The sequence below is a fragment of the Phaeobacter sp. G2 genome, assembly GCA_025163595.1.
Taxonomy (GTDB): Bacteria; Pseudomonadota; Alphaproteobacteria; order Rhodobacterales; family Rhodobacteraceae; genus Pseudophaeobacter.
Genome location: CP104100.1, coordinates 1,196,681 through 1,209,468 on the forward strand (window position 1 = coordinate 1,196,681; position 12,788 = coordinate 1,209,468).

Consider the following 12,788-nt stretch of genomic DNA (forward strand, 5'->3'; position numbering starts at 1 on the left):
ACTGTGGAGACCTGCGGTCAAGGAGCCCGGCAGGGCCCGCGCGTTGCGCGGCTTGTCCTTGAGGGCAGAGCTCCAGATCTTAAAATTGATCAGGCGCATTGAGGGGCAAAACTGCCCCTCAATCGCATCTCAGCACATTTTCTTTTCTTCGCCGGGCAACGCCCGGCGCTGGGCCCAACGGGAGGGGGCGGGGCTTGCCCCTGCGCCCGACGGGCGGGAGTGCGCGCTTTTGCGGTTAAGCCAACAGGGTGATGGCTGACTGACCGGCGGCGCGGCGCAGGGCATGGGTTTCCTGTAACTCAGGATCATTGATCCAGGCCTTGGCGGCGGCAACGTCGGGGAATTGCAAAATCACCCCAATGCCGGTTGTGTCGCGGCTGCCCTCGATAACAGTCTGGTTGGGGGTGGAAACCAGTGGTTTGGCCCCGTGCTTTTGCAAAGCCGCGCCAGCTTTCTCGCGGTAAGCTGCCATGATCTCGGGATCTTCCAGCACCAGGTTTACATATACATATGCCATGTTTTGTCCTTTTCTCAGTGATGGCAAACAGATGGGGGAAGGGCGGGCGCAAGAAAACACATGCATTTGCGTGTTATCCATGCAAAAACGCATGGTATGCAAATCAACTGGGATGACATGCGCACGATCCTGGCGCTGGTACGGGCCGGAACACTGGCCGGGGCCGCCGAGGCGCTGTCGGTTAGCTACACCACGGTGGCGCGCCGGGTGCAGCGCGCCGAAGATATGCTGGGCCGCCCCCTGTTTGAGCGCCGCCCCGAAGGCTATTTGGCCAGTCCCGAAGCCGAAGACCTGGCCAGAGCCGCCGCTCGGATGGAACAGCAGGAACAGGCAGCACTGCGTCAGTTGTCAGGGCGGGACCAGGGGCTGACTGGCCCCCTGACGCTCACCGCGCCGCAATTGCTGATCCAGACCCATCTGGCGCCTTTTCTGGCAGAGTTCTGCCGACAGAACCCCAGGATCGCGCTGACAGTGCGCGCCACCAATGATGTGCTGGATCTGACCCGGCGCGAGGCGGACCTGGCGCTCCGTATCAGCAAATCCCCTGGGGATAGTCTGGTGGGGGTGCGTCTGGCGGACCAGAAAACCACCTGTTTTGCCCGGCCTGAAACCATCGCGCAGGCCAAATCGGACCCGCAAGCCCTGCTGGATTGGGTGATTTACAGTGAGCAGGAGGCCCCACCCAAGGCGGCGCTGGCGCTCTATCCGAACTATCGCATCCGGGCGCGGTTTGACGACATGACCGCGCTAATCGCAGCGGCCAAGGCCGGTATGGGGGTGGTACGCATGCCAGTGTATCTGGGGCGGAGCGATCCAGAGCTGCAGCCGCTGCCGGGGCTGGAGCCGCAGGACTATGCCCCGATCTGGGTGCTCAGCCATCAGGATCTGCTGCAATCTGCCAAGGTGCGGAGCTTGAAGGCGGCTTTGAAGCGGTTCTTTCGGACCCGCCAGGCTGATTTTACTCAGCTGTAGGCGGCGTTTCTGTGCTTTGGTGGCGCGCCATAAAGCGATCAATATCCACCTGCGCCGGGCGCTGGCCGGTGAAGACCTCGATATAGTCGGGCATCCGCGCCATGCGTCGTTCTTCGGGCTGTTGGATTTGCATCGAGATATAGCCGATCTGGGTGTAGATCATGGTCCGCGCCCGCACCAGAGCGGTGTCTAAACTATAGCCAAACCGCTGCAGCATCGCCGTCATTGCCGCCTCACGGCGGGCATCCGCCTGATCCAGCCGCAGTTGCAGCGCCGCGTCATTGCGCGCCCAGTTGCGGATCGCCAGATCCAGAGCGGCATCAAACAGGTCTGCATCCAGCCAGCAGTCAAAGAGGTTAAAAATCGCCTCCGAGACATTGGCCGCATAGGCCTCGGTGCGGGCCACCAGATTGCCGGTGTTCTTGTCTTCCCAGTGTTGAATCATCGCTTCCAGCAGTGCTTCGCGGTCTTTGAAGTGCCAGTAAAAGCTGGTGCGCGAGACCCCAAGCCGTTTGGCAAGCGCCATGATTTTCACCGCCTCCACGCCATTGTTGGTCAGCTCGTCATACGCGGCTGTCAGCCAGGCCTCTTCCGAGGTCGGCGGGCGGGAAGGGTTCTGAATATTCATGCCAATGTCCTAACACCGACATCGGTTTGTCGCAATAGAGTTGACAGGTATGACTGCCTCATCGACACATGTGTCGAGTTGTACAGTTCTCGGGAGGCCAAAGGCATGAGTGACGCGCAGGTAAAAACACGGGGACGCCGGTCCCGTCGTGGCGAGGGCCGCTCTGCCGAACCGGGTCAGAATGCGTATTTAAAGAGGCCCTTCATCAGCCGGAACATCCCGACCTATGATATCCTGTCTGAGGAAAGCCTGGAGCAGATCGAAGCCACGGCAGAGCGGATCATGGCGGAGATTGGCATCGAGTTTCGCGACGACCCGGAGGTGGTGGAACTGTTTCGTGCCGCCGGGGCCCAGGTCACAGACCTCACCGCAGAGAGCTGGAACCTGAAGTTTGCGCCGGGGATGATCCGCCAGATCCTGTCGACGGCGCCCGCGCGGTTTACCCAGGTGGCACGCAATCCCGCCAACACAGTCGAGATCGGCGGTGATGCCATGGTCTTTGCGCCCTCCTATGGATCGCCCTTTGTGATGGATCTCGATAAGGGCAGGCGCTACGGCACCATCGCGGATTTTGAGAACTTCGTGAAACTGGCGCAGATGAGCCCCAACCTGCACCATTCCGGCGGGACAATCTGCGAGCCAACGGATGTGGCGGTGAACAAGCGCCATCTGGATATGGTCTACGCCCATATGCGCTATTCCGATCGCGCCTTTCTGGGATCCATCACCGCGCCAGAGCGGGCGGAGGACAGTATCGAGATGTGCCGCATTCTGTTTGGCGCCGATTTTGTCGACCAGAACTGCGTAATCATGGGCAACTTCAATACGACCTCTCCGATGGTGATGGACGGGGTGACAACGCGGGGTATCCGTATCTATGCGGCGGCGGGGCAGGGGTCGATCCATCTGCCGTTTTTGCTGGGCGGCGCGGTGTCGCCGCTGACCACTGCCGGGGCGGTGGCGCAATGTCTGGCAGAAAGCATGGTGTCCTGCGCCATTACCCAGTTGGTGCGCCCCGGATCACCTGCGGTGCTGGGCTCTTTCATCAGCTCGATGTCGTTGCGCACCGGCTCGCCTACCTTTGGCACGCCAGAGCCCGCGCTGGGCTCGCTTGCCATGGGGCAACTGGCGCGTCGCCTGCAGCTGCCGCTGCGCTGTGCGGGCAACTTTTCAACCTCAAAACTGCCAGACGGGCAGGCGATGCAGCAGGCGATGATGTCGATGATGTCTGCGGTCCAATGTGGCGCCAACTTCATTTTGCACTCAGCCGGGTTTCTCGACGGGCTGTTGTCGATGTCCTACGAGAAATTCATCCTGGATGCGGATCTCTGCGGTGCCCTGCACGCCTACCTCAAAGGCTTTGAGGTGAATGAGGACACGCTGGGCTTTGAGGCGCTGGCCGAAGGAGGGCCGGGGCAGCATCTGTTTGCCACTCAGCATACCCTGCGCCATTACCAGAGCGCCTATTGGGACAGCGCCATGGATGACCAGCAGCCCTGGGAAACCTGGGATGAGCAGGGGGGCGTTGATGCCGCCACCCGCGCCAACAGCCGATGGAAGGCGCAGCTGGCCAGCTATCAAGCCCCCGATCTGGACCCCGGCACCGATGAGGCGCTGCGGGAGTTCATCACCAAAACCAAAACCGCGATGCCAGACGCCTGGTATTGACCCCGCTTTTTGGCATCCGGGGTGTACTTATACGTCGGATGCCAGTTCACTGAGACCACTTCAAGGCCGTTACCCCAGAAAGAAGACCCGATGTCCAACGACCCGCTTTTGCAGCCCTACACATTGAAACACCTGACCCTGCGCAATCGGATTATGACCACCAGCCATGAACCTGCCTATCCCGAAGAGGGCATGCCAAAACAGCGCTACGCGGCCTATCACGCAGAACGGGCCAAGGCCGGGGTGGCGCTGACCATGACGGCGGGCTCGGCTGCGGTGTCGCGCAACAGCCCGCCGGTGTTCAACAATATCCTCGCCTACAAGGACGAGGTGGTGCCCTGGATCCGCAACATGACCGATCAGGTGCATGACCACGGCGCGGCGGTGATGATCCAGCTCACCCACCTGGGGCGTCGCACCCATTGGAACAAGGGCGACTGGCTGCCGGCGGTGTCCTCCACCCGCCACCGCGAGCCGGCGCATCATGCCTTCCCAAAACTGGCGGAAGACTGGGATATCTCCCGCATCATTTCCGATTTTGCCGATGCGGCAGAACGCATGAAGGCGGGTGGTATGGACGGGGTTGAGATCATGACCCATGGCCATCTGCTTGATCAGTTTATCTCGCCGCTGACCAATGATCTGGATGGCCCCTATGGACGGGCCCACCTGGAGGACCGGATGCGGCTCACCACCGATATTATTGCCGCCGTGCGCCAGCGCGTCGGCGACGATTTTGTGCTTGGGGTGCGCTTTGCCCCGGATGAGGCCCATGACGGCGGCATCACCCCCGAAATGGGCGTGGAGATTGCCAAGATCCTGAAACAGACGGGCCAGGTGGATTTTCTCAACGTCAACCGTGGGCGTATCCATACCGATCCGGCGATGACCGATATGATCCCGGTACAGGGGATGAAGAATGCGCCGCATCTGGATTTTGCCGGATCGGTGCGTGCCGCCACCAGCATGCCGGTGTTCCATGCCTCCAAAATTCCCGATGTGGCCACGGCGCGCCACGCGGTCTCGGCCGGGTTGCTGGATATGGTGGGGATGACCCGGGCGCATATGGCGGATCCCCATGTGGTGCGCAAAATCATCGAAGGCCGCGAGGATGACATCCGCCCCTGCGTTGGCGCTACCTATTGTCTGGATCGGATCTATCAGGCGGGTGAGGCCCTGTGCATTCACAACCCAGCCACAGGGCGCGAAGTGACCATGCCCCATGACATTCTCCCAGCGCCGGAGAAAAAGAAAGTCGTTGTCATCGGTGCCGGCCCCGGCGGGCTGGAGGCGGCGCGGGTGGCAGCAGAGCGCGGTCATGCGGTGACAGTGTTTGAGGCACAGCCCGATCCTGGTGGCCAGATCCGCCTGACGGTGCAGAACCCGCGCCGCGCCGAGATGATCTCGATCATCGACTGGCGCATGGCGCAATGTGCGGCCCGCGATGTGGAGTTCCGCTTCAACACCTGGGCCGAGGCGGCGGATGTCACGGCGCTTAACCCCGATGTGGTGATCGTCGCCACCGGCGGCATGCCCAACAGCATGTTGCACGAAACCCGCGAGGAGGCCGCCAATGTGGTGACCAGCTGGGACATTATCTCGGGCGATGTAAAGCCGGGGACAAATGTGCTGATCTATGACGAAAGCGGCGATCACCCTGGGGTGATGGCGGCAGAGGTCGCCGCCAATGCCGGTGCCAAGGTAGAGGTGATGACCCCGGATCGCACCTTTGCACCTGATATCATGGCGATGAACCTGGTGCCCTACATGCGGGCGCTGCAAGATAAGGACGTGCGCTTTACCGTCACCCGGCGGCTGCTGTCGGTCAGGCCCAGTGGCAACCAGCTGACGGCGACCATTGGCACTGACTACAGCGGCCACACAACCGAGGCGCAGTATGATCAGGTGGTGGTGAACTATGGCACCCTGCCGCTGGACGATCTGTATTTTGATCTCAAAGAGCTGTCGTCCAACCGGGGTGAAGTGGATCAAAGCGCGCTGATCGACGGACGCCCGCAAAGCATTACCAGCAACCCTGATGGCGGCTTTCAGCTGTTTCGCATCGGCGATGCGGTGGCGGCACGCAATACCCATGCGGCCATCTATGATGCCCTGCGCCTGCTAAAGGATATCTGACATGCGTCTTGGGTTTATCGGCACCGGAACCATTGCCTCTGCTGTTGTGCGTGGGGTGGCCGGGCAGGGCCATGACATCCGCATCAGCGCCCGCAGCAAGGCGCGCGCGGACGCCCTCGCTGCGGAGATCCCGGAAGTGCAGATCGCCGAGTTGCAAGAGATCCTGGATCACAGCGAGGTGATCTTCCTTGGCCTGATGGTGCAAGCCGCCCCTGCCATCCTTGACCGCCTGACCTTCCCAGCAGATCTGCATGTGGTCTCCTTTATGGCGGGCGCTGATCTGGAGCAGGTCTCCGCACTGGTTGCCCCGGCTCAGGCTGCGGCGGTGATGATGCCCTTTCCGGGTATTGCACAAGGCGGGTCCGCCATCATGGCGCTGGGGGATGCTGAGCTGCTGACCCGGATCTTTGTGCCGCAAAATACCCTGTTCATGCTGCGCGACGCAGGCGAGCTGGACGCCTACCTCTGTGCCCAGGCTGTCCTGTCGCCTGTGGCGCGGCTAACGGCGGAGGCGGCCAACTGGCTGGGGCAACGTGTTTCTGACCCGGCACAGGGAGAAGCCTTTTTGCGGATACTGATTTCCAGCTCATTGGCTGGCAGCGCTGCTGAGGATCTGCTCACGGCCTTGAATACGCCTGGCGGCTACAACCAACGCCTGCGCCACCATATGGAAGCGGCAGGCATGCACAAAGATCTTGCCGCCGGTCTGGACGCTTTGCAGGGCTGACCCTGTTCCCTGGGCGATGCAGATGTTGCGCTTCTGCCTGCCCAGCCCGGCTCCAAGCGCCGGTGCTGCTTTTTCTCTGGGGCTTTGTGTTGTTTGTCTTGATTCCCTTTGGTGAGTCTGTGGGTAATGTTGTGGGTAAGTTGGATTTTGGTTGTTTTGTGGATTTTGGGGGCTGTTTTTGAGGGTGTTTGGGGTGTGGGTGTAGGGGTGGTTTGTGTGGTAAGTGGTTGATTTTGTTTTTACTTCACATTTCTTTTGCAGAAAGTTGTGATTTGATTGGTTTTTGGGTTGCGGGTTCTCTGGGTTATACTTAGAACCCCCTCTACCGGCGGCGGAGACGCGGCACGGTGGGGCGGCTGAGAGGTCGCTGACTGGCAGGAAAGGCTGCTGGACGCTCAGGAGAGACTGGGGCATCTGGAGGATGTTATGAGGCGGTTGCGCTAAGGAATTGGCGCGGTGGCCTTGTTTTTGGCCTTTAGGTGTTGCTCTTTGACATTGATGATAACTGAAGAGATATGTGGGCGGTTTGGTTCGTTTCGATGGATCAACGTCTGTATATCAACGCTAGTAGGGTGGGCCATTTGGTCTGTTCGATGATCTAGTGTCAGCTTCACTGTTTGACGGACTTTTGTTTACTTTTGTAAACTGAAGCACAATCAAACAGATGACTTCCGATACGTGTCCAATCCTTAGCCGGGTGGACATAGGGATCTGCCCCCAAAAGCGGTCCTGAGTATTGGAGATGTGCAGAGGTTCGAACGTCAAGGATAGCATCGCGAGATGCTTTCAACTTGAGAGTTTGATCCTGGCTCAGAACGAACGCTGGCGGCAGGCTTAACACATGCAAGTCGAGCGCACTCTTCGGAGTGAGCGGCGGACGGGTTAGTAACGCGTGGGAACGTGCCCTTCTCTAAGGAATAGCCACTGGAAACGGTGAGTAATACCTTATACGCCCTTCGGGGGAAAGATTTATCGGAGAAGGATCGGCCCGCGTTAGATTAGATAGTTGGTGGGGTAATGGCCTACCAAGTCTACGATCTATAGCTGGTTTTAGAGGATGATCAGCAACACTGGGACTGAGACACGGCCCAGACTCCTACGGGAGGCAGCAGTGGGGAATCTTGGACAATGGGCGCAAGCCTGATCCAGCCATGCCGCGTGAGTGATGAAGGCCTTAGGGTCGTAAAGCTCTTTCGCCAGAGATGATAATGACAGTATCTGGTAAAGAAACCCCGGCTAACTCCGTGCCAGCAGCCGCGGTAATACGGAGGGGGTTAGCGTTGTTCGGAATTACTGGGCGTAAAGCGCACGTAGGCGGATCAGAAAGTATAGGGTGAAATCCCAGGGCTCAACCCTGGAACTGCCTTGTAAACTCCTGGTCTTGAGTTCGAGAGAGGTGAGTGGAATTCCGAGTGTAGAGGTGAAATTCGTAGATATTCGGAGGAACACCAGTGGCGAAGGCGGCTCACTGGCTCGATACTGACGCTGAGGTGCGAAAGTGTGGGGAGCAAACAGGATTAGATACCCTGGTAGTCCACACCGTAAACGATGAATGCCAGACGTCAGCAAGCATGCTTGTTGGTGTCACACCTAACGGATTAAGCATTCCGCCTGGGGAGTACGGTCGCAAGATTAAAACTCAAAGGAATTGACGGGGGCCCGCACAAGCGGTGGAGCATGTGGTTTAATTCGAAGCAACGCGCAGAACCTTACCAACCCTTGACATCCTTGGACCGCTAGAGAGATCTAGCTTTCTCGCAAGAGACCAAGTGACAGGTGCTGCATGGCTGTCGTCAGCTCGTGTCGTGAGATGTTCGGTTAAGTCCGGCAACGAGCGCAACCCACATCCTTAGTTGCCAGCAGTTCGGCTGGGCACTCTAGGGAAACTGCCCGTGATAAGCGGGAGGAAGGTGTGGATGACGTCAAGTCCTCATGGCCCTTACGGGTTGGGCTACACACGTGCTACAATGGCATCAACAATGGGTTAATCCCCAAAAGATGTCTCAGTTCGGATTGGGGTCTGCAACTCGACCCCATGAAGTCGGAATCGCTAGTAATCGCGTAACAGCATGACGCGGTGAATACGTTCCCGGGCCTTGTACACACCGCCCGTCACACCATGGGAGTTGGATCTACCCGAAGGCCGTGCGCTAACTTTTGAGGCAGCGGACCACGGTGGGTTCAGCGACTGGGGTGAAGTCGTAACAAGGTAGCCGTAGGGGAACCTGCGGCTGGATCACCTCCTTTCTAAGGATGTATCTAGCAAGAAGAACTTGTTCTTCCTCGTGATACACTTAGCAATGAACAGTAATCAAAACTGTTCAACATCGGGGCATCTACTGGATGTCCTTTGGACCGAGCCGTCCTCATATCTCTTCAGACAAGTCGCGGCAGCAGCCGTTATCTGGCGCTGCCTGGTGACATAACCACTGAGTGCTGCTCTCGGGCATTGCTTTGCAATACCCTGTCGCACACGGGTTTTGATTTGCTTTGCAAATCGAAAACCGGGTCGGTAGCTCAGGTGGTTAGAGCGCACGCCTGATAAGCGTGAGGTCGGAGGTTCAAGTCCTCCTCGACCCACCACTCATCCTTCGGGATTAAGATGGGGCCTTAGCTCAGCTGGGAGAGCGCCTGATTTGCATTCAGGAGGTCAGGAGTTCGATCCTCCTAGGCTCCACCATTAAACAATTAGATCGTTAAGCACTGTGCGCAGTTCTTAACCGTCCAATTGGACGAATTGATATCGTAAAGAGAGAAACAATCAACAACACTGTTGATCGCCCCGAGTGTGGGGATGATCTCAGATTGGTGCTGATTAGACCTTCGGGTTTATGATGCGAGCTTATGAACACGTCTGTTTCCTCGGACGTCCATGGGTCTGCCGGTTTGAAACGACAGAGTTGTCCAAGTCAAGTACACTAACCCGGTTCTAATTCCGCAAGGTTTTGGAACCAATTGTATTTATGATGTTTGTTTTGCGAAGGGGCTGCGACCGACATCACAGCCTTAGTAGTGAAACGACTTTCGCATCATAAATGCGGGAAAGTATGCTTTTTGGTTCAGAGATTGTGGTCCGGCTACTTACCAGCGGCTGGATCCTGATGGTTTAGGCTATCTATTTCTGGATCAGATCAAGCGCGAGAAGGGCGTTTGGTGAATGCCTTGGCAGTAAGAGGCGATGAAAGACGTGATACTCTGCGATAAGTCATGGGGAGCTGAGAATAAGCTTTGATCCATGAATTTCTGAATGGGGCAACCCACCTGAAAGTTCATTATTGTTACTTCGGTAGCCAATAATGTTCTTAACCAGGTACTTATGAACTGAATACATAGGTTTATAAGAGCAAACCCGGGGAACTGAAACATCTAAGTACCCGGAGGAAAGGAAATCAATTGATACTCCCCTAGTAGCGGCGAGCGAACGGGGACCAGCCGAGCCTTGAGTGTGAGAAGAACCTGTTGGGAAGCAGGACCATAGCGGGTGATAGTCCCGTATTCGAAACATGATAGGACGTATTAAGTAGGGCGGAACACGTGAAATTCTGTCTGAAGATCGGAGGACCACCTTCGAAGGCTAAGTACTCCTTACTGACCGATAGTGAACCAGTACCGTGAGGGAAAGGTGAAAAGCACCCCGACGAGGGGAGTGAAACAGTACCTGAAACCGAACGCCTACAATCAGTTGGAGGGCCCTTGCGGCCTGACAGCGTACCTTTTGTATAATGGGTCATCGACTTGGTCTCACGAGCAAGCTTAAACCGTTAGGTGTAGGCGCAGCGAAAGCGAGTCTTAATAGGGCGAATGAGTTCGTGGGATCAGACCCGAAACCGAGTGATCTAGGCATGGCCAGGTTGAAGGTGCAGTAACATGCACTGGAGGACCGAACCCACATCTGTTGAAAAAGATCGGGATGAGCTGTGCCTAGGGGTGAAAGGCCAATCAAACTCGGAGATAGCTGGTTCTCTGCGAAATCTATTTAGGTAGAGCGTCGTACGAATACCCCGGGGGGTAGAGCACTGGATGGGTAATGGGGACTCACCGTCTTACTGATCCTAACCAAACTCCGAATACCCGGGAGTACTATACGGCAGACACACTGCGGATGCTAACGTCCGTAGTGGAGAGGGAAACAACCCTGACCTCCAGCTAAGGCCCCTAATTCATGGCTAAGTGGGAAAGCAGGTGGGATGTCCAAAACAACCAGGAAGTTGGCTTAGAAGCAGCCATCTTTTAAAGATAGCGTAACAGCTCACTGGTCTAATTAAGACGTCCTGCGGCGAAGATGTAACGGGGCTCAAGCCATGAGCCGAAGCTGAGGATGCACATAGTGCATGGTAGCAGAGCGTAGTGTGACATAGTTCCATGTCTCCTTACCTACTTCGGTAGGATTGGAGACACGGAGCTTTCGATGAAGCGGGCGCGTGAGCGATCCCGTGGAGAGATCACTAGCGAGAATGATGACATGAGTAGCGACAAAGAGTGTGAGAGACACTCTCGCCGAAAGTCCAAGGGTTCCTGCTTAAAGCTAATCTGAGCAGGGTAAGCCGACCCCTAAGGCGAGGCCGAAAGGCGTAGTCGATGGGAACCAGGTTAATATTCCTGGGCCATGAGGTGGTGACGGATCGCAGGTGTTGTTCATCCTTATTGGATTGAATGAGCAGCTGAGCGGTTCCTGGAAATAGCCCCTCTATAAGATCGTACCCTAAACCGACACAGGTGGACTGGTAGAGAATACCAAGGCGCTTGAGAGAACGATGTTGAAGGAACTCGGCAAAATACCTCCGTAAGTTCGCGAGAAGGAGGCCCGGGTCCTACGCAAGTGGAATCCGGGGGCACAAACCAGGGGGTGGCGACTGTTTATTAAAAACACAGGGCTCTGCGAAGTCGCAAGACGACGTATAGGGTCTGACGCCTGCCCGGTGCCTGAAGGTTAAAAGGAGGGGTGAGAGCTCTGAATTGAAGCCCAGGTAAACGGCGGCCGTAACTATAACGGTCCTAAGGTAGCGAAATTCCTTGTCGGGTAAGTTCCGACCTGCACGAATGGCGTAACGACTTCCCCGCTGTCTCCAACATCGACTCAGCGAAATTGAATTGCCTGTCAAGATGCAGGCTTCCCGCGGTTAGACGGAAAGACCCCGTGCACCTTTACTACAGCTTCGCACTGGCATCAGGATTGTGACGTGCAGGATAGGTGGTAGGCATCGAAACCGAGACGCTAGTCTCGGTGGAGCCTCCCTTGAGATACCACCCTTCGCACTCTTGATGTCTAACCGCGGTCCGTTATCCGGATCCGGGACCCTGCGTGGCGGGTAGTTTGACTGGGGCGGTCGCCTCCTAAAGCGTAACGGAGGCGCGCGAAGGTTGGCTCAGAGCGGTCGGAAATCGCTCGTTGAGTGCAATGGCAAAAGCCAGCCTGACTGCGAGACTGACAAGTCGAGCAGAGACGAAAGTCGGCCATAGTGATCCGGTGGTCCCGAGTGGAAGGGCCATCGCTCAACGGATAAAAGGTACGCCGGGGATAACAGGCTGATACTGCCCAAGAGTCCATATCGACGGCAGTGTTTGGCACCTCGATGTCGGCTCATCTCATCCTGGGGCTGGAGCAGGTCCCAAGGGTACGGCTGTTCGCCGTTTAAAGAGGTACGTGAGCTGGGTTTAGAACGTCGTGAGACAGTTCGGTCCCTATCTGCCGTGGGTGTAGGATACTTGAGAGGAGTTGCCCCTAGTACGAGAGGACCGGGGTGAACGAACCACTGGTGGACCAGTTGTCGTGCCAACGGCAGTGCTGGGTAGCTATGTTCGGACAGGATAACCGCTGAAGGCATCTAAGCGGGAAGCCCCCCTCAAAACAAGGTATCCCTGAGGGCCGAGGTAGACCACCTCGTCAATAGGCCAGAGATGTAAGCGTGGTAACACGTTCAGTTGACTGGTACTAATCGCCCGATTGGCTTGATCTGATCTAGTAATAGACAGCCAAGAACCAAATAAGCACCACAGGACTTGGACTTAATGTTGATTGTTTCTTCCGATATCAGTTGTGAAACCACCAGGTGACATAACTGACGTGCGGCAATGCGGTTTTAAAATCAAAACCGCTGCCTGCCGCGCGATACTTTGCTTCGCAAAGATATCGGATTTGG

At 56.9% G+C, this 12,788-nt stretch carries 6 protein-coding genes, 2 tRNA genes and 2 rRNA genes; 8 read left to right on the forward strand and 2 right to left on the reverse strand.

Annotation, left to right across the window (positions count from 1 at the left end):
- Positions 1–235: 235 nt before the first annotated feature.
- Positions 236–517, reverse strand: coding sequence for a DUF1330 domain-containing protein (locus N1037_05820; GenBank protein ID UWS80540.1), 282 nt, complete (start codon positions 515–517; stop codon positions 236–238).
- A gap of 60 nt (positions 518–577) precedes the next feature.
- On the opposite strand from N1037_05820, the gene N1037_05825 reads away from it, so the two are divergent.
- The gene (locus N1037_05825) at positions 578–1,489 is read left to right on the forward strand and encodes a LysR family transcriptional regulator (protein ID UWS80541.1); all 912 of its coding nucleotides are present in this window, start codon (positions 578–580) and stop codon (positions 1,487–1,489) included.
- Here N1037_05825 and N1037_05830 read toward each other — a convergent pair.
- Positions 1,476–2,117, reverse strand: a complete 642-nt coding sequence (locus N1037_05830; protein UWS80542.1) for a TetR/AcrR family transcriptional regulator — start codon at positions 2,115–2,117, stop codon at positions 1,476–1,478. The two genes, N1037_05825 and N1037_05830, sit on opposite strands and share 14 nt — an antisense overlap.
- Before the next feature lie 105 nt (positions 2,118–2,222).
- Here N1037_05830 and N1037_05835 point away from each other — a divergent pair, with 105 nt between their 5' ends.
- The 7 genes from N1037_05835 (at position 2,223) to N1037_05865 (ending at position 12,605) form a co-directional block, all read left to right on the forward strand.
- Complete coding sequence (locus tag N1037_05835) at positions 2,223–3,785, forward strand: trimethylamine methyltransferase family protein (protein ID UWS80543.1); 1,563 nt, start codon at positions 2,223–2,225, stop codon at positions 3,783–3,785.
- Between the two features lie 90 nt (positions 3,786–3,875).
- The gene (locus N1037_05840; GenBank protein UWS80544.1) at positions 3,876–5,921 is read left to right on the forward strand and encodes an NADH:flavin oxidoreductase; all 2,046 of its coding nucleotides are present in this window, start codon (positions 3,876–3,878) and stop codon (positions 5,919–5,921) included.
- Position 5,922: 1 nt separating this feature from the next.
- Positions 5,923–6,648: an NAD(P)-binding domain-containing protein gene (locus tag N1037_05845; GenBank protein ID UWS80545.1), complete on the forward strand. Its 726-nt coding sequence runs from the start codon at positions 5,923–5,925 to the stop codon at positions 6,646–6,648.
- Between the two features lie 787 nt (positions 6,649–7,435).
- Positions 7,436–8,895, forward strand: a 16S ribosomal RNA gene (locus N1037_05850).
- A gap of 259 nt (positions 8,896–9,154) precedes the next feature.
- A tRNA-Ile gene (locus tag N1037_05855) sits at positions 9,155–9,231 on the forward strand.
- 21 nt (positions 9,232–9,252) lie between these two features.
- Positions 9,253–9,328, forward strand: a tRNA-Ala gene (locus N1037_05860).
- A 449-nt stretch (positions 9,329–9,777) separates the two neighbouring features.
- A 23S ribosomal RNA gene (locus N1037_05865) occupies positions 9,778–12,605 on the forward strand.
- Together the 16S and 23S rRNA genes with 2 tRNA genes alongside form the textbook arrangement of a ribosomal RNA operon.
- Positions 12,606–12,788 lie beyond the last annotated feature (183 nt).

Excerpts from the sequence above, each read along its gene's own strand:
- N1037_05820 (UWS80540.1), bottom strand. The coding sequence starts at position 517 with ATGGCATATGTATATGTAAACCTGGTGCTGGAAGATCCCGAGATCATG.
- N1037_05825 (UWS80541.1), top strand. The coding sequence starts at position 578 with ATGCATTTGCGTGTTATCCATGCAAAAACGCATGGTATGCAAATCAAC.
- N1037_05830 (UWS80542.1), bottom strand. The coding sequence starts at position 2,117 with ATGAATATTCAGAACCCTTCCCGCCCGCCGACCTCGGAAGAGGCCTGG.
- N1037_05835 (UWS80543.1), top strand. The coding sequence starts at position 2,223 with ATGAGTGACGCGCAGGTAAAAACACGGGGACGCCGGTCCCGTCGTGGC.
- N1037_05840 (UWS80544.1), top strand. The coding sequence starts at position 3,876 with ATGTCCAACGACCCGCTTTTGCAGCCCTACACATTGAAACACCTGACC.
- N1037_05845 (UWS80545.1), top strand. The coding sequence starts at position 5,923 with ATGCGTCTTGGGTTTATCGGCACCGGAACCATTGCCTCTGCTGTTGTG.